Origin of the sequence: Plantibacter sp. Mn2098, assembly GCF_049319745.1 — a bacterium.
Lineage (GTDB): Bacteria > Actinomycetota > Actinomycetes > Actinomycetales > Microbacteriaceae > Plantibacter.
This window is the reverse complement of sequence record NZ_JBMOUH010000001.1, coordinates 391,051-413,174: the sequence shown is the minus strand read 5'-3', so window position 1 is coordinate 413,174 and position 22,124 is coordinate 391,051. Positions and strand designations below refer to the sequence as shown.

The window sequence follows — 22,124 nt, the reverse complement described above, 5'->3', positions numbered from 1 at the left end:
GCATCCCCGGAGACCGAGTCTGAACGACCGAGACGACGGGGAACATGACAGCAGGATCCAGCGGCACCGCGTACGAGCAGACGGTGCGCGACGCACTGCGGCTCGCAGCGAACGGGCCGGCGAGAGGCGTGAACCCGCAGGTCGGGTGCGTCATCCTCGATGCCGATGGCACGGTCATCGCCGAGGGGTGGCATCGCGGGGCCGGAACGGCCCATGCGGAGGTCGATGCGCTCTCGAAGCTCGCGCCAGGCGCGGCACGGGGCGCGACGGCCGTTGTGACCCTCGAACCCTGCAATCACACGGGCCGGACCGGGCCGTGCGCCGTCGCACTCATCGAAGCCGGCGTCGCGCGCGTCGTCTACGCGGTCGATGATCCGGGCGTCGCGTCGAGCGGCGGGGCGACCCGCCTCCGGGAGGCCGGTATCGACGTGATCCCCGGCGTCCTCCGCGACGAGGCCGAAGCCTTCCTCGGCGACTGGCTCACCTCCGCCCGCCTCGGCCGCGCGGTCGTGACGGTCAAATGGGCGTCCTCGCTCGACGGACGCGCCGCGGCGGACGACGGCACCAGCCAGTGGATCACGGGGGCCGCGGCGCGCGCAGACGTGCACCGCCGACGCGCCGGGCACGACGCGATCCTCGTCGGCACCGGAACCGTTCTGGCTGACGACCCGTCACTCACGGCGCGTGATGCCGACGGCCGGCTCCTCGCCCACCAGCCCGTCCCCGTCATCGTCGGCGACCGCGACATCCCGACGGACGCGGCCGTGCTGCGGCACCCGCGGGAAGCCATCGTGCACCGCGGCCACGACCTGCAGGCGCTCCTGGCGGAGCTCCTGCGCAGCGGCATCCGGAGTGTCTTCGTCGAGGGCGGTCCCACCGTCGCGAGCGCGTTCATCCGCGACGGCCTCGCGGACACGCTCCTCGTCTACCTCGCGCCGGTGATCCTCGGCGGCTCCCGCCTCGCGATCGGCGATGTCGGCGTGCCGGGCATCGGGGACGCCATCCGGCTCCGAACAACGGCCGTCGAGCAGCTCGGCGACGACCTGCTCGTCATCGCGACGCCGGAGCGCCCCACCACCGACCAGAACACCGCCAGCAACGAGAACCCCGTCACCACGAAGAACGGACAGCACTGATGTTCACCGGAATCATCGAAGAACTCGGCACGATCGTCGCCATCGACCGCTCAGAGGCGTCGGCACGACTCACCGTCCGCGGACCGCTCGCCCTCACCGGCACGAAACACGGCGACTCGATCTCCGTGAGCGGCGTCTGCCTGACCGTCGTCGGACAGACCGAGGACACCTTCACCGCCGACGTCATGGCGCAGACGCTCACGATGAGCGCGCTCGACGACCTCGCCGTCGGCAGCCGCGTCAACCTCGAACGTGCCGCCCAGCTCGGCGACCGGCTCGGCGGGCACATCGTCCAGGGCCACATCGACGGCACCGGTGAAGTCCTCGCCGTGACCCCGGGCGAGGCGTGGCGCATCGTGCGCATCTCGCTGCCGGCGTCGCTCGCCCCCCTCGTCACCGACAAGGGATCGATCACCGTCGACGGTGTGTCCCTCACCGTCAGCGACGTCAGCACGGCGGACGCACCGGACCAGTGGTTCGAAGTGTCCCTCATCCCCGAAACCCTCGAGGCGACCACCCTCGGATCCCGCACCATCGGCAACCGGGTCAACCTGGAAACCGACATCCTGGCCAGGCACGTCGAGCGACTGCTCGCGTTCACCGGCACAGCCGAACGGAGCAACGCATGAGCATCGCCAGCATTCCAGAAGTCCTCGACGCCCTGCGCGCCGGCCGCCCCGTCATCGTCGCCGACGATGAAGGACGCGAGAACGAAGGCGACGTCATCCTCGCCGCAGAGACCGCGACCCAGGAGTGGCTGGCGTGGACCGTCCGGCACTCCTCCGGATTCATCTGCGCCCCGATGACGAACGAGATCGCCGACCGCCTCCTCCTCCCTCCCATGGTCGAGGTGAACGAAGACCCACGAGGCACCGCCTACACGGTGAGCGTCGATGCCGCCGACCGACTGAGCACCGGCATCAGCGCAGCGGACCGCGCCCACACCCTCCGGGTGCTCGCGAACCCGGCTTCGACCCCCGGATCGCTCAGCCGTCCTGGCCACATCATGCCGCTGCGCGCCGTCGAAGGCGGCGTCCGCGAACGCGAAGGACACACGGAAGCGGCCGTCGACCTCATGAAGCTCGCCGGCCTCGTGCCCGTTGCAGGGATCTCCGAGATCGTTGCGGAGGACGGCGAGATGATGCGCCTCCCCGGGCTCATCGAGCTCGGCGAGCGAGAGGGCGTGCTCGTCACGACCGTCGCAGCGCTCGTCGCCTTCCTCGAAGCGAACCCGGACGCCGCGTCCATCTGCACGAAGCAGCAGGGCGAGAAAGCCGTCATCCCCGAGTCGTCGACCGTGACGTTCGAGGTCGAGACGAACGTGCCGACCACACACGGCACGTTCCGGCTGCGCGCATACCGCGACCGTCGCACCGGGGCGGACCACGTCGCCATCATCTCCGGCAACCCGGCGGCGGAAGGCGCGCTCGTGCGGGTGCACTCGGAGTGCCTGACCGGTGAGGCGTTCGGCTCGCTCAAGTGCGAGTGCGGACCGCAGCTCGATGCTGCGCTCGACACGATCCAGCGTCACGGCGGCGTCGTCATCTACCTGCGCGGGCACGAGGGACGCGGCATCGGCCTCATCAACAAGCTGCGCGCGTACCGCCTGCAGGAGGACGGACTCGACACACTCGATGCGAACATCGCGCTCGGTCTTCCGGCCGACGCCCGCGACTACACGGCGGCGAGCGCCATCCTCGCCGACCTCGGGATCACCTCGGTCCGTCTCCTCACCAACAACCCGGAGAAGGAGCGTCAGCTCACCAAGCGCGGCGTCGCCGTGACCGAGCGCGTGCCGCTCGTCGTCGGCGTCGGCCTGTTCAACGAGGGCTACCTCTCCACCAAGCGCGACCGCATGGGCCACAGCATCGGCCTCGACCTCGAGCCGGAGCAGCCGGGCGCGCACCAGTAGCGGCTGCGCCGCACTGCGCACCCTCACCGTCCAGTTCATGCAGTTCCGTTCGCAATTCAGGAGCCACCCGGCGCGTCGCCCGCGACGCGCCGGGTGAAGCGGCCGACACGCCGCATCGCTCCTGAGTTGTGAACACCCCGCACCGACCACCGCACCAACCGAAGGAGTCCACATGAGTGGCGAAGGATCCCCCACCATCAGCGTCGACGGCACCGGCCTCGACATCGTCGTCATCGCCGGCACCTGGCACGAGACGATCACAAACGGTCTCATCGCCGGCGCCCAGCGCGCGCTCGACGCCTCCGGCGCATCGCACCGCCTCGTCCGTGTGCCAGGCAGCTTCGAACTGCCCGTCGCAGCCAAGGCGGCGCTCGAGGCCGGGGCCGATGCGGTCGTCGCGCTCGGCGTCATCATCCGCGGCGGGACCCCCCACTTCGAGTACGTGTCCGATGCCGCGACCAGCGGTCTGACGAACGTCAGCATCCAGACGGGCAAGCCCGTCGGTTTCGGCGTGCTGACGCTCGATGACGAGGGACAGGGCATCGACCGCGCGGGCCTCCCCGGCTCCAAGGAGGACAAGGGCGCCGAGGCAGCCGACGCGGCTGTCGCCACCGCCGTCCTGCTGCGCGAGCTGCGCGCCTGATCCCAACTCCCGGATCGCAAAACCCCGTCCACGGGTGAGCAGAATTCAGGAACATCCACTGAATTCAGGACGATTCGCGCCGGTTTCGGCCTGAATCGTCCTGAATCGTGGAAATGTTCCTGAATTCTGGAGGCGACGGTTCGGGATGACCAGAGGCTGACCAGGGGCGGATTCGCGGCGGATTCGAAGCGGGCGTAGGGTGTCAGGACCGCCACAAGCGGATCCGATAGCAACGCAGTCGTCGGCGGGAGCGCGACCGGCGCCCACCACGGCCCCATCGCCTCCAGAACAGAAAACGCATCACATGTCCTCCTCGGCAACACCGGTCGCAACAGCACCAGTCAATCCACGATCGCGCGTCGTCCTCGCGAGCCTCATCGGCACCACGATCGAGTTCTACGACTTCTACGTCTACGCAACAGCTGCGGTTCTTGTTTTCCCGCACCTCTTCTTCCCGAGCGACGACCCGACCGCATCGCTGCTCTCCTCGTTCGCCGTGTTCGGCGCCGCCATGGTCGCCCGTCCGATCGGCGCGGTCATCTTCGGCCACCTCGGCGACAAACGCGGACGCAAGGCGACACTCGTCGGAGCACTGCTCACGATGGGCATCGCGACGTTCCTCATCGGCGTCCTGCCCACCTACCAGCTGGTCGGATGGGTCGCACCGTTCCTGCTGGTGATCCTCCGCATCGGCCAGGGCTTCGCCCTCGGCGGCGAATGGTCAGGCGCAGCACTCGTCGCCACCGAGAACGCCCCGAAGGGCAAGCGTGCGTGGTACGGGACGTTCCCGCAGTTGGGCGCGCCCATCGGCTTCATCATCGCGAACGGCCTGTTCCTCATCATCGCCGCGATCCTGCCGAGCGACGACCCGTCGATGCCGTCCCAGGCGTTCCTCGAGTGGGGTTGGCGGATCCCGTTCCTGTTCTCGGTCGTGATGGTCATCGTCGGCCTGTGGGTGCGACTGCGCCTCGTCGAGAGCACCGCGTTCACCAAGGCCAAGGAGCGGGGCACCGTCCAGAAGCTGCCGCTCGCATCGGTCTTCCGCGACTACTGGCGTCAGCTCATCCTCGGCACGTTCTTTATGCTGGCGACCTACGTCCTCTTCTACCTCATGACGACGTTCTCGCTCAGCTACGGACGCGCGCCGGTCGACGGCGCGGTCGCAGGTCTCGGGTACAGCTACAACACCTTTGTGCTGATGCTGATCGCCGGTGTGGTCTTCTTCGGCATCTTCACGCTCGCGTCGGGGCCGTGGGCCGACCGATTCGGACGCCGCCGCACGCTCATCTGGGTGACGCTCGCGATCATCGTGTTCGGTCTCGTCTGGGTGCCGCTGCTCGGCGCAGGGTTCGCCGGGGTGATGATCTGGCTCATCGTCGGGTTCAGCCTCATGGGCATGACCTTCGGTCCGATGGGTGCGCTCCTGCCAGAACTGTTCCCGACGAACGTCCGATACACCGGGTCCGGCATCTCGTACAACGTGAGCTCGATCCTCGGCGCCGCTGTCGCCCCGTTCATCGCCGTCGCCCTGTGGCAGGCCGGTGGAGGCAGCCCGTTCTGGGTCGGCATCTACCTGTCGGTGATGGCGGTCCTGACTCTCATCGCCCTCCTCGTCTCCAAGGAGACGAAGGACGTCGACATCGACGCCTGACCCGCTTTCGGCCCGCGAGGGGTCGCAAATGGCTGGTGTCCGGGTACCCGGACCCGCCATTTGCGACACCTCGCGGGCCGAAGTGATTTTGGGGAGGCCGCGGTGAGGGAGGATGGAGGGAGTGATCCGGGCCAGCAGCGGGCAGCCGGCACCAAGAGGAAGAGCAGTATGAGCGACTCAGCCACGGCGACTGGCAGCAACCGACGACGCAACCCGTTCAGCCGGACGAAGGACGACGGTCCGCGCGCGAGCTTCAGGCAGCTCCTCCCCTACATCTTCGAGCACCGCGGCATCCTCATCGTCGTGATCGTGCTCAGCGTCCTCGGCGCCGCCGCCTCGCTCGCCCAGCCGCTCATCGTCAGCCAGGTCATCGGAACCGTGCAGGCCGGCGGATCGCTCGGCAGCCTCGCGTGGCTGCTGATCGGGCTGGTGCTCGTCTCCGGCATCATCAGCGGCTACCAGCACTACCTGTTGCAGCGCGCGGGCACCGGGGTCGTCTACTCGTCGCGTCGCCAGCTCATCGCGCGCCTCTTCCGTCTGCCCATCAGCCAGTTCGACACCAGGCGGACGGGCGACCTCGTCTCGCGCGTCGGCAGCGACACGACGATGCTCTACGCCGTGCTCACGCAGGGCTTCGTCGATGCGATCGGTGGCGCCATCACCTTCCTCGGCGCCCTGATCGCGATGGCGATCCTCGACCCGGTGCTGCTCGGACTCACCCTGCTCGTGGTCATCGTCTCGGTGGTCGTCGTCGTCGGGCTGAGCGGCCGGATCCGCGTTGCCAGCCGTCAGCAGCAGACGAAGGTCGGCGAGTTGGCCGCGGCCGTCGAGCGTGCGATCAGCTCGATCCGCACCGTCCGCGCGTCCAATGCGACCGATCGCGAGATCGCGAGTGTCAACACGGTCGCCGGCGAGGCGTACGACGTCGGCGTCAGGATCGCGAAGATCTCCTCGCTCGTTGTGCCCGTCGCGGGCATCGCCATGCAGGTCTCGTTCCTCGTGGTGCTCGGCGTCGGCGGTTTCCGCGTCGCCTCTGGGGATCTGAGCATCGCGAACCTCGTCGCGTTCATCCTCTTCCTGTTCATGATGATCATGCCGCTCGGGCAGGCGTTCGGCGCGATCACGAGCGTCAACCAGGCCCTCGGCGCGCTTGGCCGTATCCAGGAGATCCTCGACCTGCCCATCGAGGGCGATGAGGACGCCGCGATCGCCGCGACCGTCGCCAACCCGGGTGTCCGGAGCGCAAGCGCCCCGGCGATCGAGTTCGACACGGTTGAATTCGGGTACCCGTCGGAGGCAGTGGCCGTGCGCGTCGCCGCCGAGGCGGAGCAGATCGTGTCGGCGGTGGGCGCTGGGGCAGAGGTTGCTGCGGTGTCGGTCCGCACAGGTTCAGCCGATGCGCAGCCGCTCGCGGAGGTGGCGGCCGATGTCGCCGCCGCAGTCGCGACCTCGGCTGCCGAACGCCCCGTCCTGCGCGGAATCTCCTTCAGCGCCGCCCGCGGGAAGCGGACCGCGCTCGTCGGCCCGTCCGGCGCAGGCAAGAGCACGATCCTCGGACTCATCGAGCGGTTCTACGACCCGACGTCCGGCGCGATCCGTTTGGGCGGCGTCGACATCCGGATGCTCCCGCGCACCGAGCTGCGCGCGCAGATCGGCTACGTCGAGCAGGACGCTCCGGTGTTGGCCGGGACGCTGCGCGAGAACCTGCTGCTCGCGAGCCCTGAAGCGACGGACGAGGAGTGCGAGCGGGTGCTGCACGCCGTCAACCTCGGCGCCGTGCTCGATCGCAACCCGCTCGGTCTCGCAGCGCCGGTCGGTGAGGACGGCATCATGCTGTCCGGTGGCGAGCGTCAGCGTCTCGCGATCGCACGCGCGCTCCTCTCCGCTCCGCCCATCCTGCTGCTCGACGAGTCGACGTCCAGCCTCGACGGTGTCAACGAACAGATGATGCGCGAAGCGATCGATGCGGTGTCAGCGGACCGGACGCTCATCGTCATCGCGCACCGGTTGTCGACCGTTGTGGACAGCGATCAGATCGTTGTGCTCGAGGATGGCGCGGTCGTCGGTGTCGGAACCCATAGCGAGCTCGTGGAGTCGACCCCGCTGTATCGGAACCTCGCGAAGCACCAGCTGCTCGTCTAGCTGCTCGTCTTCTCCTCTCGCTTCTCGCTTGTCGTCGAGCTTCTCCTCTTCGGTCTAGCGGGCCGCGCCGAACCGCGCCGCGCCGTCCTGCGTCGTCTGCAGGCGGTACCTGAGCGATGCGAGTTCTGCCCGCAGCGCCGCAGGGACCCGACTGCCGAAGGTGTCGAAGAACGCTTCGGTGAGCTCGCACTCCGCGAGCCAGGAGGCGGTGTCGACGTCGAAGAGCGCGTCGAGGGCGCCGTCTGCGAGGGTGAGGCCGTCGACGTTCAGCGCGCCGGGCGCCGGGACCCGGCCGAGCAGTGAATCGGTCGCGTTGGCTTCGCCTTCCAGACGCCGGATGATCCATTCGATGACGCGCGTGTTCTCGGCGAAGCCCGGCCAGAGGAACGATCCGTCCGCGTCCTTCCGGAACCAGTTGACCTGGAAGATTTTCGGCGCGGCACCGTGTCGGAGCCCGGCCCCCACTCGGAGCCAGTGCGCCCAGTAGTCGGCCATGTTGTAGCCGCAGAACGGCAGCATGGCGAATGGGTCGCGTCGCAGTTCGCCGACGGTGCCCTCTGCGGCTGCCGTCTGCTCGGACGAAATCGTCGCCCCCAGGAACACCCCGTGCTGCCAGTCGGTCGCTTCGACGACGAGCGGGACGTTCGTCGCGCGACGACCGCCGAACAGGATCGCGTCGAGCGGGACACCGTCCGGGCCGTCCCAGTCGTCGGCGATGGACGGGCACTGCGCCGCGGCGACAGTGAACCGGGAGTTCGGGTGGGCTGCGGGGCGGCCGCTGTCCGGCGTCCAGTCGTTGCCCTCCCAGTCGATCAGGTGCGCCGGAGCCTCCGGTGTGAGCCCCTCCCACCAGACATCGCCGTCGTCGCGGAGCGCCACGTTGGTGAAGATCGTGTTGCCCCAGAGCGTCTCGACCGCGGTGAGGTTGGTCGATTCGCCGGTGCCTGGCGCCACGCCGAAGAACCCCGCCTCCGGGTTGATGGCCCAGAGCCGGCCGTCCTCCCCCGGCCGGATCCACGCGATGTCGTCGCCGAGCGTCTCAACCCGCCAACCGGGGACGCTCGGACGAAGCATCGCGAGATTGGTCTTGCCGCACGCGGACGGGAACGCCGCTGCGATGTGGAACGCGCGGCCCTCTGGCGAGGTCACCCGGACGAGCAGCATGTGTTCGGCGAGCCATCCCTCGTCCCGACCGATGACGGATGCGATGCGCAGCGCGAAGCACTTCTTGGCGAGGAGTGCGTTCCCGCCGTACCCGGAACCGTAGGACCAGACCTCCCGGCTCTCCGGGAACTGGACGATGTACTTCGTGTCGTTGCACGGCCACACGACATCGGGGACGCCGTCCTCCAGCGGGGCGCCGACGCTGTGCACGGTCGCGACCCACGGGTCGCCCGCCGCGATGCGCTCGAGGACGCGGTCTCCCATGCGTGTCATCACGCCCATGCTGAGGACCGCGTAGGGCGAGTCGGTGAGCTGCACGCCGAGCTGCGACAGCGGCCCGCCGACTGCCCCCATGGAGAACGGGACGACGTACAGGGTCCGCCCGCGCATGCTGCCGGCGAAGACGGATCGGAGCTCTGCACGCATCTCCTCGGGGTCCCGCCAGTTGTTCGTCGGGCCGGCGTCGGCTTCGTCCTGGGAGCAGATGAAGGTGCGGTCCTCGACTCGAGCCACGTCGCTCGGAGCGCTGCGTGCCAGGTAGCTGTTCGGTCGCCACTCGGGGTTCAGCTTGATGAGTTTGCCCTCGGCGACGAGCTGCCTGGTGAGCTGGTCGGATTCCCGGGCGGAGCCGTCGCACCAGTGAATGGCCTTCGGCTCGGCGAGCGCCGCGATCTCGTCGACCCAGGCGTGGAGGCGTGCGAGCGAGTCCGTCGAGGACGAGGCGGCACCGTTCGCTGATCCGGCCGCTGGCCCGGGCGTCGAATCGTTCCTCTGCTCATCGGGCTGAGCGACGGCGCGCAGGCGTGGCCGGTTCGGCTGGCTCTGGTGGGCGGTGGGGAATGGTGCGATGGACATCTGTTCCTCCGACGTTGGTGGGAAGCAAAATTGGACCGTTAACCCACTCTGCGGGCGCAACGTTGAGAATTTCGGGGCGAACCCCTGGTAAGAATGATGATTCTTTCGATAACGTGAAGGAATGTCAGAGTCGACTCCCACTTCGAACGCACCGCGCGCCACCGACCTCGTGACGCTCGGGCATCGGATCCGGCACTTCCGGACGATCCGCTCCCGGACCCTGGACGATGTCGGTGAGACCGTCGGCATCGCGGCGAGCGCCTTGTCGCTCATCGAGAACGGCAAGCGGGAGCCGAAGCTCTCCGTCCTGCAGGCGATCGCGACGACGCTCGGCGTTGACCTGACCGATCTGCTCGCGATGGAGGCGCCGAATGCTCGCGCCGCGCTGGAGATCGAACTGGATCGACTGCAGCGCGGCGCGCTCTACTCTGCGCTCTCGCTGCCGCAGGTCAAGCCGAGCAAGGGGATGTCGGACGATGCGCTCGAAGCGTTGGTCGGGTTGCATCGGGAGTTGCAACGGCACGCGACGGAGGCCATCGCGACCCCGGAGGAGGCCAGACGGGCGAACACGGAGTTGCGTGAGTGGATGCGGGGTCTCGACAACCACCTGCCGGCCATCGAGGAGCTCGCCGAGGAACGGGTGCGCCGTGCCGGCCATTCGACGGGGGCCCTCACCCACCGCACCGTGAGCATCATGGCGGAGCAACTCGGATTCGACCTCATCTACGTCAACGATCTCCCGCACTCCGCCCGCAGCGTGACGGATCTCGAGAACGGCCGCATCTACCTCCCGCCCGCTTCCATCCCGGGCGGACACGGTCTGCGATCGATGGCGCTGCAGGCGATGGCACACCGGCTGCTCGGCCATCAGCGGCCCACGAGCTACGCCGCGTTCCTCAAGCAGCGGCTGGAGATCAACTACTTCGCCGCCGCTGCCCTGATGCCACAGACGGCGGCCGTGTCGTTCCTCCAGCAGGCGAAACGAGAACGGAACCTCGCGGTGGAAGATTTCCGCGATGCCTTCGGCGTGACGCACGAGGCCGCTGCGCTCCGACTCACGAACCTCGCGACCGCCCAGTTGGACATGCGCATCCACTTCGTGCGGGTGTCGGAGGACGGCGCGATCGCGAAGGCGTACGAGAACGACGGCCTCCCCCTGCCGACCGACGTCACCGGCGCGGTCGAGGGTCAGATCGTGTGCCGGAAGTGGAGCGCACGCAGCGCCTTCGAGCGCACCAACCGGACCACCGAGCTCTACCAGTACACCGACACCCCGGCCGGCACCTACTGGTGCGCGACGCAGACCGGGACGACGGATGCCGGCGAGTTCTCGATCTCGGTCGGAGTGCCGTGGGACGACGCCAAGTGGTTCCGCGGCCGTGACAGCACCACGCGGGCGGTGTCCACCTGCCCGGATCCGCAGTGCTGCCGGAAGCCGTCCTCTGCGCTCACTGCGAAGTGGCGGGAGCAGTCGTGGCCGAGCGCCCGCCTGCACACGCACATCCTGTCGCCGCTGCCGAGCGGCACGTTCCCCGGGGTGGACGACAACGAGGTGTACGACTTCCTCGAGCGGCACGCGGCTGGGTAGCGCCTGACCCGGTGCAACCTGGTCGGGTCGGACCCGACCGGGTACGACCTGTTCGGGCAGGACCTGTTCGGGTCGGACGTGCTCGACGCTCAGCCCGGCGTTCATCCGGAGCGCGGCATCATCGTGGGCTCGTCTACGCATCGACGCTGCCCTCATCGTGCTCCGGTCGCTCGAACAGCCACTCCGGGAATCTGCCGTGCTCGAGCATCGTGATCATCAGCCCCGCCAACCCGTACCCCGGTTCGATGGCGAGCGCGCCACGGGCGCAGTCGTCAGCGCGGGTGTTGTGCCCGACCGCCCAGTTGAGCCAGGAGAGCACCGTCAACGGCGCGGGCCTGGCGGAGCGGGGCGCAGCGTCCACGACGTCGAGCAGGAGCGCGATCGCTCGGCTGATGCGGCTGTGATCCGGACGCGGACCTTCACCGGACATCCGTCGCGCCGATTCGGCGACTCCGTCGAGGCACGATGCTTCTGAGTCGTCGACCTCGATGGCAGCGGCCGCCTCTATCAGCTCCTGATCGACACCGAGCGCTCGCGCAGCCGCCAGCGTGTCGGCACCGCTCAATGCGACTTGCCCGTAGTCCGCGCCGTACGCCCACTGCATCAGGGCGACATCCCGGATGTCCGGCCCGCGCAAGGCGATGAGGACGAGCGCGACCTCTTCAGCGCTCAGGCCGTTGGCGCCGACGGCCAGGGCATGCTCGAACAGGAGGGTCGGGACGATGAGCGGCTCCAATGCGGCGATGTCGCGTCGGTAGACCTCGGCCGCCTCGACTTCACGCGCGCCACCCACGCCGCACGGCGCCGGTGCATCGTTCAGTCCGTCGAGCAGCCGGGTGAGGCGACCATGGGCGGTTCCGACCCGTTCGACTCGAGCGAGATCGGGCGGTACCCGATCGGCCTCGCCGTGTTGATCTCCCGTCGGGCGGCACACGCCGGGGAGTCCGAGTGTCACTTCCGGGATCTCGGTGAGCGGATGGCCTCCGAGCGGGGTATCCGGGTCGAGCGCCGATGCCCAGCCATCCGATGCGATGCAGAGGGTCTCCTTGACGACGAGCCCCATGTGCACGGCACGGTTGCGGAACGCCGCGAGCAGCGCAGAGCACGGCGGGGTCGTCTCTGTTCCGAACGGCTCGTCCGTGTACACGACGGCCAGGACGCCATCGATTCCGGGAATCTTGCACATCGTGCCGAGCTGCTGCGAGAGGAATCGCTTCAGTTGTCGGTCGGGCACGCTCGTCGGCAGATCGAATCGGAGCGCTCCGCACGTGCGTTTCCCTCGGAAGGCGATGACCGCCATGCTGTTGGTCGGTTGGAACCCGAAGAGCTCGGGGACGAGGGCGAGGAACTCGGCGGCGTCGGCCGCTCTGACGATGGTCTGCATGTCCCAAGCGTGCGGAGTTCGCGCTCCGTGGAACCGGCGGGATGCACATCTGTGGAGAACTCGCGCCTGCCGCGAGCCTGTGGAGGAGAGCAGGCTGCCGGTCACTGGGTCGATCTCTGTCCTGTCCGGCGCCGCACTGCCCAGCCGAGCCGGCCTCGCTCACAGGCCCGGACGCCGACGAGTTGTCCACAATTCGTGTGGCGTTCACTCGAACACATGTTCTATCGTGCGAGACTCGTTCCATGAGACATCCACTCCGCCGACTCCGTGCTCGGTTCCGCACACGATTGCGATTCAGACCCAGCGGACGTTCCCGTCCGCGTCCCATCCTCGACCCGAGCACCCACCCCATCGCCCGCGCCGTCGCCTCCGGGCGGTACACCGACGAGCAGGCAACGGCTGCACGCCGTGGTCTGGGCGACCCGAACGGCCTGGTCTCCGCCGAGGCGCTCCTCGGTGCGGCAGAGGCGCTCGTCCTGTCCACCGACGGCCAAACCGCAGCGGAAGTCCTGTCCTCGGCACGGAACCTCCGCGCCGTCATCGAATCCGATGCCGTCGACACTCCCACGGCCGATGCGAGCGAGCCAGCGGATGCGTCCGCGCCCACCACTCCAGCGCGCTCAACCTCCACGCACACGCACACACCCACGCCTGCACCCGCGTCGGCGTCCAAATCGGCGTCCACGTCCGCGGCGGATCGCGTCACCGCCTGAGCGGCCAATCCGTCGCGGCCGCTGCGCGTATCGTGGATGGCGTCAGTCACGGAAAGGCCCCGCATCATGAACGTCACCACGGCCGAGGGGCTGCCACCCGCCTACGTCGTCACAGCGGACGGCACACGCATCGCGACGTACCTGCATCCCGCAGCCGGCGCCGACAGCACACACGACGCACCCGTCGTCCTGGCGGTGCACGGATTCGCATCGAGCGCGACGCTCAACTGGGACATCGCCGGCTGGACGAGAACCCTCACGAGGGCGGGCTACCGGCTGCTCACGATCGACCAGCGCGGGCACGGCGCGAGCGACAAACCGCACGAAGCGTCGGCGTACGGGGTCGACACCCTGGTCGACGACGTCCTCACCGTGCTCGACAGCTATGGCTTCGATGACGTCGACTACCTCGGCTACTCGCTCGGCGCGAGAGTCGGGTGGCGCCTCGGCGTCGCGCACCCCTCACGTGTGCGCAGCCTGAGCCTCGGCGGCCTCCCGGAGGGCGATCCGCTCCGCACCTTCGACCTCGACGCCGCACGCTCCCACGCCGCAGGCGGCTCAGCGGTGGACGACGACCTCACCGCCTCGTACGTCTCCATGGTCGAAGGCGTGCCAGGCAACGATCTCGCAGCGCTCATCGCGCTCGTCGAAGGCATGAGGAGCGGCGCGGGGCCGTCCACGTCCGCCACCCCGACCGTCCCGGCGCTCCTCGTCACAGGAGATCAGGACGCGATTGCGGACGGCAGCCGACGGCTCGCGGCCGCCACGCCGGGAGCGAGGTTCGTCTCACTCCCTGGCCGCAATCACGTCAACGCCGTTTCGGCGCGAGGGTTCAAGGACGCGGTCCTGGCCTTCCTCGCCGCCAGCTGACCGCGTCCGCTGCCGACCCCGTTCCAACAGACCGCCCCGGCCCCAGCTCCCGTCTCGGCCCCGGCAGCGGCAGCGCTCAGGACGCGGCGTGCTTGTGCGGGTGCCGCGCAGGCTGGGGCAGCTTCGCGAGCTTCGACGGCCACCAGATCGCAGCACCGATGTCATAGCTCAGCGCCGGCACCAGCAGCGTCCGGACGATGATCGTGTCGAGCAGCACACCGAATGCGACGATGAACGCGATCTGTGCGAGGAACAGGATCGGGATCACCCCGAGCGCCGCGAACGTCGCCGCGAGCACCAGCCCGGCGGAGGTGATGACCCCGCCCGTGATCGCAAGACCACGCAGGATGCCGGGCCTCGTCCCCACCCGCATCGACTCCTCGCGCACCCGCGTCATCAGGAAGATGTTGTAGTCGATCCCGAGCGCCACGAGGAAGACGAATCCGTACAGCGGCACCGCCGGATCGGCTCCCGGGAACCCGAACACGTGGTTGAACACGAACGCCGACACACCGAGCGCCGCAGCGTACGACACCACAACACTGAGGATCAGCAGGACCGGTGCGAGGATCGACCGCAGCAGGAGCATCAGGATCACGAGGATGACGCCCAGCACCACGGGGATGATCAGGTTGCGGTCGTGGATTGACGCATCGTTCGAGTCGATCGCCGTCGCCGTGACGCCGCCCACCGGCGTGTGCGCGGAAACGTCCTTGTCGATCGATGCCCGGAGGTCGCGGACGACCCGTTCCGCCTTCGCTGAGTCCGGCGCGGCGGCGAGTGTCGCCTGCAGCACGATCCGCCCATCGGACACCGTCGGATCGACCGTCGCCGCCGGTGTCCCCGGGGGACCGGACACGGTGGAGAACACGGGCGCACCGTCGACGACCGTCGCATCAGCGGTGCCGGCGGCCGAGCCGTCCGAAATGACCTGCACCCGGTCGAGGCCGTCGGCCTGCTCGAGGATCCCGATCACCTTCGCCGCATCGGCCTCCTTCGTCAGGACGTAGACGGGGCTCGCCGAGCCGGCCGGGAAGTGCTCGCCGAGCGCCACCTGCCCGTCGCGTGCTTCGGAGGTGCCGAGGATGAGATCACTCCCGGCGACCCCGTCGGCCTTCAGCTGGAAGACGCCGATGCTGGCAACCAGCAGGAGGAGCGTGCTCGCGATCCAGACCATGCGCGAGTGCTTCGAGACCAGGCCGGTGATCCTGCCCCACAGACCGGTGCTCGGAACCGCGGCATCCCGGTCCGCCGGCGCCGCGACCAGGTGGGCGCTGCCGAACTTCGGCCTGATCGGCCAGAACGAGCTCCGTCCGCAGGCGAGCAGCAGCGCGGGCAGGAGCGTGAGCGCCGCCAGCACCGAGAACACGATGCCGATCGACGCGACCGGCCCGAGCGCCTTGTTGGAGTTCAGGTCGCTCAACAGCAGGCACAGGAGTCCCGCGATGACGGTTCCGCCGGACGCGAGGATCGGCTCGAACGCGCCCTTGAGCGCGGCCCAGGTCGCATCCCATCGCTTCTCGTGATCACGGAGGGCCTCGCGATAGCGCGACACGTAGAGCAACGAGTAGTCGGTCGCGGCACCGATCACCAGGATGAAGAGGATGCCCTGCACCTGGCCGTTGAGCAGCACGATGCCGGCCTTCGCCATCCACCAGACGGTGAGCAGAGCGGCGCAGAGCGCGAACACGGACGTGCCGAGGACCAGGAACGGGAGCACCGGCGAGCGATACACGATGATCAGGATCAGGAACACGGCGGCGAGCGCGGTGAGCAGGAGGATGCCGTCGATGCCGGCGAACGCGTCGACGAGGTCGGCGCTGAATCCGGCCGGCCCGGTGACGTACACGTCCACGCCGGAGGGCACCGAGTCGGCGAGTTGCACACGGAGGGCTTCGACGACGTCGCCGAGGTCCGCCTTCCCGTCGATGGGTACGAAGACCTCGATCGCCTTGCCGTCTTCCGACGGGATCGCCGGCGAGATGCCGTCCGCGATGCCGTCGAGGTCCGCGATCTTGGTGATCTCCGAGGTGATCGCTGTTGTGTCGACCGTGGTCAGCCCATCGGATCGGACGAATAGGACGAGCGCGGGGACGTCATCGCCGCTCCGGAAGCCGTCGAGCGCCTGCTGCACCTTCGTCGCGTCAGCGCTGGCAGGCAGGTAGCTGGTCTGGTCGTTCGAGGAGACCTCGCTGACCTTGCCGAAGTAGGGGCCGCCGATCGCACCGGCTGTGAGCCACACGATGATGAGGACCGCCGGGATGAACACCCGCAGCCATCGCGGAGCCCCGGTTCGCGGAGCCCCGGTTCGCGGAGCCCCGGTTCGCGGAGCCCCGGTTCGCGCTGCCGCCTTCGGAGTCCGTCCGGCCTCGTCGGTTGTGCTGCTGGCTTCCTTACGCATGTCGCTCATTCCGTCGCCGCCACTATTACGCAGCCAGCTTACTATCCACTCCCCGCGCGGGCTGTTCGCAATTCCGGAACTCCGGAGCGAAAACGGCACAAATCAGGCGAATTCGGTCACAGGAGTCACTCCTGTCACACGAATTCCGGAATTGTGGACACACGCGGGACGGTGTGGAGACGCGGGATGAGCCCGCCACAAGGCGGGAACTACGGCGCCGGGACCAGCTCCGCACCGGCGTGCGCCAGCTCCGCGAGGGCTGCCTCGCCAGAGGCAGGGGCGACGGCCGCCACCAGATCGGTCAGGATGCGCACGTGCTGCCCGTGCTCGATCGCGTCGAGCGCACTCGCACGCACGCAGTAGTCCGTCGCGACGCCGACGAGGTCGACATCCGTCACCCCGAGCTCCGTCAGCACCTCCCCGAACCGCTCGCCGCTCGCGGTCGTGCCGTCGAAGATGGAATACGCGATGGCGCCCTGACCCTTGAAAACGTGCACGTCGATCCGCGCGGAGTCGAGCGCCGGGTGATACTCGGCGCCCTCGGTGCCTGCGACGCAGTGGACCGGCCAGGTCGTCTCGTAGTCCGGCTCCCCCTCCGCGAAGTGTCCGCCGTTGTCGCCTTCCGCATCATGCCAGTCGCGGGAGGCGATGACGTGGGAGTAGTCGTCGCCGTGCTCGGCGAGCAGTCGGGTGATCCCGGCGGCGATCGCCGAGCCGCCGTCGACGCCGAGGGATCCGCCCTCGGTGAAGTCGTTCTGGACGTCGATGATGAGGAGCGCCTTTGACATGGTCTTCACTGCCGTTTCCGTGGGTGTTGCGGTCGTCCCGCACGAATCGTGCACGATGCCGTGCATCTCGAGCGTAATCCCCGTGCAAGCCGCAGGACAGGGCGAACACGGCGCCGAAACAGCAACGCAACAGCATCGCAACAGCGCCGTGACGCATCAGTTCTGGCGGCGCCGCTCCAGGAACTGCAGGACGACGTTCACGGCGAGCACGATGGTGCCGACGATGATCGCCGCGAGACCGACGACGCGGAGGGCGGGCATGCTCGTCGCAACGAGCGCCACCACAAATCCGACGACGATGAGGCCAGAACCGGTGGCGAACAGCGCGAGGAACTTCATACCTGCAATCGTACGGGGCGAACCGGACGCGCCAGGTTCACACGAACGCGAGCACGTGGTCGCCCCACGCCTCGCGCAGTTCGCCGTCGAGGTCTGCAACCGCGGACTCGGTGGTGTCGATGACGAGGGACACCCGCGCATCGGCCGTGTACCGCTCCCACACCGGCGCATCGGCGAGTCCCACCGGGTCATCGCCCTGCGCGAAGGCGAGCCAGCGATGCTGCATGTTCGCCGACACCCGCTCTGCGGTGCGGCGCCCGCCGAGCTTGTAGGTAATGTCCTTCGCACCGTGGGCGAGGTTCCCCCACACGTACGGGAGCTCCGTGGCGTGGGTCGCACCGATGCGGAGGGCCTTCAGCATGGGCGGCGCGTAGTCGAACCGGTAGAGCCAGCACGGAGCGAACGCACTGTGCGCCTCGGCGATCCACACCGTCGGCATGCGGAACCCGAAGTCGCGCGTGATGCCGAGGTTCTGCTGGATGGGCGCGAGTCCCGTGTACGCGGAGCTGATCCTCGCCTCGTCCGGCAGGTCGAGGTCCGGGTGCTCGGCTGCGACCTCGTCGAACATCGCGCGGATCGTGGCCTGTTCGATCGGCATGAGCGGCGACTTCATCAGCCGGAACAGCGACGACTCGTCCTTGTTCGTGCCGATGATGAGGGGCACACGATGCGCGTCCCCCGCGCGGAAGGCTCGCACCGGGTATTCCGGTACGAGCGTCCCGTCGACAACCGGTGCGAATGCGATCGTACCCGGCGATCGTTGCGGAACCTGCGCGAAGAGCGCATCCGATGCCGTGAGCACCTCGGCGGTCGATGCCGCCCTGGCGCCCGCGGCATCACCCGGCGCCAAGCCGAGCAGTTCGATGAACTGCGCCGCGACATCGGCCGACCGCTCCGGCCCGTACACCGAGGTGGCCGGCGAGCTCTCGGCGATGGCCCGGTGGAACAGTCCTTCAGCCGACGGAACGGTCATCAGCGTGGTCACCGCGCCACCACCGGCGGATTCACCGAACAGCGTGACCCGGCCAGGGTCGCCGCCGAAGTTCGCGATGTTCGCCTGCACCCACTCGAGGACCATGATCATGTCCTTGAGGGCGACGTTCGAGTCGAACTGCTGCTCGGCGGTGCTGAACGAGGACAGGTCCAGGAACCCGAACGCCCCCAGCCGGTAGTTGAACGTCACCACGACAACGTCGCCGTGCTCGACGAGCGACGTCGCATCGAACACCGGCTGGCTCGATGCGCCGCGGAAGTACGCGCCGCCGTGGATCCAGACGAGCACCGGCTTCCCCGCATCGCCCGCCGGCGGAGCCCAGACGTTGAGCGACAACGCGTCCTCGTCCATCCGGACGTCCGGCCCGAGCGGGATCGCGGCGTTGGTGCTCTGCGGCTCACACGGCCCGAACGCCGTCGCCTCGAACACGTCACTCCACGGCTCGGGCCGGATCGGGTCCCGGAAGCGGCGATCACCGATGGGCGGGGCGGCGTACCTGATCCCCTGCCACACGCGCACGCCACGTGAGACGAACCCTCTGACGGGGCCGGCCTCTGTGCTGACGACATCGCCTACGGTGCGATCGGTGTGCATGATTCCTCCGGATGATCGTGTGGCTCCGCCTCCGAGCGGACGCCGGTTCCACTACTGCAAAGCGATGAGGGCCGTCACGACGTGGGCTGCCTGGACTGCGGCGAGCACAAGGAACATCACCGCGAGGATGAGCGCGTTGTGGGCGATCATCTCGGACTTCGCGCGGGTGAGGGCGACGCGCACACGGTCCGATTTCGAGGCCGCGAGGGTACTCAGCAGGATGAGTGCGAGCGTCGACACCACCGAGAACCCGAGGACCAGGAGCGTCGAGACGACCGGGCCGGCGTCGAACCCGCCGATGATCGTCCCCGCTTTGAGCGCGAGCGGGATGTTCTTCGCGTTCGGCACCGTGAGCAGGACGCTCAGCACCGCCGCCGACCCTGGCGTCAGGGTGTCGATGCGTCGCAGCCAGGATGGCGCGACCGGCTCCACGTCGGGTCGTGGCCGGCCGCGCCAGCTGAGGGCGGCGAGGACGAGGAAGAGCACGGTGACGATGATCGAGATGATCAGACCGATCGTGGACGCCGACCCGTGGTTGGCGTGCTCAGCGCTGCCTGCCCCGATCACGGCGATGGCGGTGAGGACCGCCGTGACCGCGATCGCCGACGCCGTGAAGGCGATGGCATTCGCCCGTGCTCGTGGGGAGAGCAGGATGGCGATGATGGCTGCGATGGGGATCGGACTGACGAGTATCCCGGTCGCCAGCGGCAGGAGTTCTCCCAGGGACGATGCCATGGTGTTCCTCCCGCCGTCCGTGCTGCACCTCGTGTGCCGCGTTGGAAGGGTAGAACGCCCCCGATCGGGTGGTCGCGTCCGGTTCGGGTTATACGACGATCGCGATGAGTTCGACGGTGCCACCACGGTCCACGAGCTCGACCGACGATGCGATGCCGCGCAGGAGCGAGAGGCCGCGTCCGTCGCCCCTGCCGTCAACCCGTCCAGCAGCGTGACCGGCGCGGATCGCGCCGACCGAGCGGATGCTGACCCGACATCCCGACCACGGGGCGATCGGTTCTGCCACCTGGTCGGTGTGCGCCGTGATGCGCACTCTCGCCGCACGCCCCGTTCCGTGACGGACCGCGTTCGTGAACCCCTCGGTGAGGATCTCGACGATGGCGTCGGCCCGCGCAGCGGAGGCGGCCGCCGCACCGGTGGACGCCTCGGAGGCCTGAACCGGAGCGGCGAGCCACTCCCACACACCGGGGTCGACGTCGATGGTGAGGTCGAGGACGGACGCCCAGGTGTCGAGGACGGAACGGACGCGCCTGGCGTCGTCGGTCTCGTCCGGTTCGTCGGCGTCGGCGCCTCCGGACATCGCTGTGACGCGTTGGAGCATGTCGGCGACGGTGTCGCGCACGAGGTCCATCGCCAGGGCGGAGGGGACGGCGACGGTGCGGTCGGACGGTCGATTCTCCTCGTCCGTCCCTGACTCCGATGCCGAATCCGACCCGGCCGCCACCACTTCCTCCGCAGACCGGGTGCCGGCGCCTGCCCCGGCACCCGCACCCGCGGACAGCGCGAAAGCCACGGCGACGAGATCGGCTTGGGCCGTCCCATGCAGCACCCGTGCGATGCGGACGCGAGTGTCCCGCAGGCGGCGTCGTGACGCCGCGGCAAGCGCCGCCTGCTCCTGCAGGGAGACGGAGAGCGCCTCTTCGGCGTTCGCCAGTTCCCTCGCGATGCCGTCGCCGAGCGCCACCGCGACGACGACCGCCGGGTAGATCAACAGCGCGGACCAGGCGTAGGGCGCCTGCCGTCCGATGATGGTCAGCAGTGCGGCGGTGAGCGCCGATCCGCAGGCGGCGACGATGACGGATCCGCCGGCGACCGTGCACAGCCGGCAGACGCCGCTCCTGATCGTGTCGGCGATCGCTCGGACGACGGCTGACCCGATGCTGTACCAGACCACCCCGACCGCGAGCAGGAGCAGGGCGATCGCCACCCCGTGCGTGCGCAGGAGGTAGGGCGTGATGAGCAGCGCGAAGAGCGTCACCGGCCACGCTGGTCCGATGGCGGTGAACGTCGAGAGGCGGCCTGCGCCATCGCCGGCTCGCCCGATCCCCCTCGTGCGTTCTGGGCGGGATGCGGCCTCCCGCGCATCGGCTTCCGGGCAGGCGGCATCGTTCTGGTCGGTGTCGGCGAGGTCGAGGAGCTCATGGCTCATCGGCCGCACCACGTCCTCCGAGAGGCGGCGGAGCGTCGTCGCCGTGCCGAGGCGTCCACCCGCCTCCGGCACCTGTTCGATCGCCGCGCGGAGCCGCCGCTCGAGGTCAGCGAGGTGCTCTCGCCGCGCGACCTCGAGTGCGGCATCGTCCATCGCGGCCAGCCTGATCAGGGCTTCTTCTGCGCTGAGCAGCCGGCTTCTCGCCCGACGCGTGTCGCGCAGGCCGCCAACCACAACGGCGATGATCGTCAGGCCGATGACGGCACCGACGACGTTGACCGCGATGCGCGAGGTCAGGTCGCCGAGCGCGATCCCGTCCCCGTCGGAGGCCATCGCGAGGCTCAGCACGAACGGCCTCGTCGCACCCAGCAGCGCGAACGCGACGAACGCCGCCACGAGCCGCGGTGTGCCGGCGCGGACCGTGTCGAGCGCGGTTTTCGCGACGAACATCAACAGGCCGGTGACGAGGTGCGTCCCGAAGGTGCCGATCGCCCTCGACCAGTCCGTCGCATCGGCCCACACCGGCGCAGCGGCCGAGAACTGCGCACTCAGGACCGTCATCACGAACGGGAACGGGATGAGCCAGGACCAGATCGTCAGCGCACCGCCCTGACCGAGGCGGCCGATCGATGCGATCGCGCGTGGCCAGCGGAGGGCGTCGGCACGGCTGTGCAGGGCGGCGCCGGCCCGAGCACGGCCCGACGACACACGATCGGACAGCGCGCGGCCGGGGCTCACTCGACCAGGATTCGCGCCGGGACTCGTCCGTCCGGCACTCGTCGGGCT

General features: G+C 68.9%; 17 protein-coding genes. 9 read left to right on the top strand and 8 right to left on the bottom strand.

Annotated features, from left to right (window positions below):
* The first annotated feature begins 44 nt into the window (after nt 1–44).
* From ribD to ACL9RL_RS01785, 6 genes are all read left to right on the top strand, one after another.
* The gene (gene ribD, locus ACL9RL_RS01810; protein WP_422778499.1) at nt 45–1,136 is read left to right on the top strand and encodes a bifunctional diaminohydroxyphosphoribosylaminopyrimidine deaminase/5-amino-6-(5-phosphoribosylamino)uracil reductase RibD; all 1,092 of its coding nucleotides are present in this window, start codon (nt 45–47) and stop codon (nt 1,134–1,136) included.
* A complete protein-coding gene (locus ACL9RL_RS01805) occupies nt 1,136–1,765 on the top strand; it encodes a riboflavin synthase (RefSeq protein ID WP_422778498.1) in 630 nt (209 codons plus the stop codon). The genes ribD and ACL9RL_RS01805 overlap by 1 nt, the downstream gene beginning before the upstream one ends.
* On the top strand, nt 1,762–3,048 hold the full coding sequence (ribA, locus tag ACL9RL_RS01800) for a GTP cyclohydrolase II (RefSeq protein ID WP_422778497.1): 1,287 nt from the start codon (nt 1,762–1,764) through the stop codon (nt 3,046–3,048). Before ACL9RL_RS01805 ends, ribA begins: the two co-directional genes overlap by 4 nt.
* A 172-nt stretch (nt 3,049–3,220) precedes the next feature.
* A complete protein-coding gene (gene ribH / locus ACL9RL_RS01795; RefSeq protein ID WP_422778496.1) occupies nt 3,221–3,691 on the top strand; it encodes a 6,7-dimethyl-8-ribityllumazine synthase in 471 nt (156 codons plus the stop codon).
* Nucleotides 3,692–3,995: 304 nt separating this feature from the next.
* The gene (locus tag ACL9RL_RS01790) at nt 3,996–5,342 is read left to right on the top strand and encodes an MFS transporter (protein ID WP_422778495.1); all 1,347 of its coding nucleotides are present in this window, start codon (nt 3,996–3,998) and stop codon (nt 5,340–5,342) included.
* Nucleotides 5,343–5,510: 168 nt separating this feature from the next.
* Nucleotides 5,511–7,484, top strand: coding sequence for an ABC transporter ATP-binding protein (locus ACL9RL_RS01785; protein ID WP_422778494.1), 1,974 nt, complete (start codon nt 5,511–5,513; stop codon nt 7,482–7,484).
* A 54-nt stretch (nt 7,485–7,538) separates the two neighbouring features.
* Here the strand turns inward: ACL9RL_RS01785 and ACL9RL_RS01780 are convergent, their stop codons facing one another.
* A complete protein-coding gene (locus ACL9RL_RS01780) occupies nt 7,539–9,503 on the bottom strand; it encodes a phosphoenolpyruvate carboxykinase (GTP) (RefSeq protein ID WP_422778493.1) in 1,965 nt (654 codons plus the stop codon).
* Between the two features lie 121 nt (nt 9,504–9,624).
* On the opposite strand from ACL9RL_RS01780, the gene ACL9RL_RS01775 reads away from it, so the two are divergent.
* Nucleotides 9,625–11,091 (top strand): helix-turn-helix domain-containing protein, encoded by a 1,467-nt coding sequence (locus ACL9RL_RS01775; RefSeq protein WP_422778492.1) that lies wholly within the window; start codon nt 9,625–9,627, stop codon nt 11,089–11,091.
* A 133-nt stretch (nt 11,092–11,224) separates the two neighbouring features.
* On the opposite strand, the gene ACL9RL_RS01770 is transcribed toward ACL9RL_RS01775, so the two are convergent.
* Nucleotides 11,225–12,475 (bottom strand): DUF4192 family protein, encoded by a 1,251-nt coding sequence (locus tag ACL9RL_RS01770; protein WP_422778491.1) that lies wholly within the window; start codon nt 12,473–12,475, stop codon nt 11,225–11,227.
* A gap of 242 nt (nt 12,476–12,717) precedes the next feature.
* Between ACL9RL_RS01770 and ACL9RL_RS01765 the strand changes: the two genes are divergently transcribed.
* On the top strand, nt 12,718–13,188 hold the full coding sequence (locus ACL9RL_RS01765; protein ID WP_422778490.1) for a hypothetical protein: 471 nt from the start codon (nt 12,718–12,720) through the stop codon (nt 13,186–13,188).
* A 66-nt stretch (nt 13,189–13,254) separates the two neighbouring features.
* Nucleotides 13,255–14,058, top strand: a complete 804-nt coding sequence (locus tag ACL9RL_RS01760; RefSeq protein WP_422778489.1) for an alpha/beta fold hydrolase — start codon at nt 13,255–13,257, stop codon at nt 14,056–14,058.
* 76 nt (nt 14,059–14,134) lie between these two features.
* On the opposite strand, the gene ACL9RL_RS01755 is transcribed toward ACL9RL_RS01760, so the two are convergent.
* From ACL9RL_RS01755 to ACL9RL_RS01730, 6 genes are all read right to left on the bottom strand, one after another.
* The gene (locus ACL9RL_RS01755; RefSeq protein ID WP_422778488.1) at nt 14,135–16,459 is read right to left on the bottom strand and encodes an MMPL family transporter; all 2,325 of its coding nucleotides are present in this window, start codon (nt 16,457–16,459) and stop codon (nt 14,135–14,137) included.
* 209 nt (nt 16,460–16,668) lie between these two features.
* Entirely contained in the window at nt 16,669–17,247 is a 579-nt protein-coding gene (locus tag ACL9RL_RS01750) for an isochorismatase family protein (protein WP_422778692.1), read from the bottom strand.
* Nucleotides 17,248–17,403: 156 nt separating this feature from the next.
* A complete protein-coding gene (locus ACL9RL_RS01745; protein WP_422778487.1) occupies nt 17,404–17,586 on the bottom strand; it encodes a hypothetical protein in 183 nt (60 codons plus the stop codon).
* A 37-nt stretch (nt 17,587–17,623) separates the two neighbouring features.
* Entirely contained in the window at nt 17,624–19,174 is a 1,551-nt protein-coding gene (locus ACL9RL_RS01740) for a carboxylesterase/lipase family protein (protein ID WP_422778486.1), read from the bottom strand.
* 51 nt (nt 19,175–19,225) lie between these two features.
* A complete protein-coding gene (locus ACL9RL_RS01735) occupies nt 19,226–19,909 on the bottom strand; it encodes a GAP family protein (protein ID WP_422778485.1) in 684 nt (227 codons plus the stop codon).
* Between the two features lie 88 nt (nt 19,910–19,997).
* The gene (locus ACL9RL_RS01730) at nt 19,998–22,076 is read right to left on the bottom strand and encodes a hypothetical protein (RefSeq protein WP_422778484.1); all 2,079 of its coding nucleotides are present in this window, start codon (nt 22,074–22,076) and stop codon (nt 19,998–20,000) included.
* Nucleotides 22,077–22,124 lie beyond the last annotated feature (48 nt).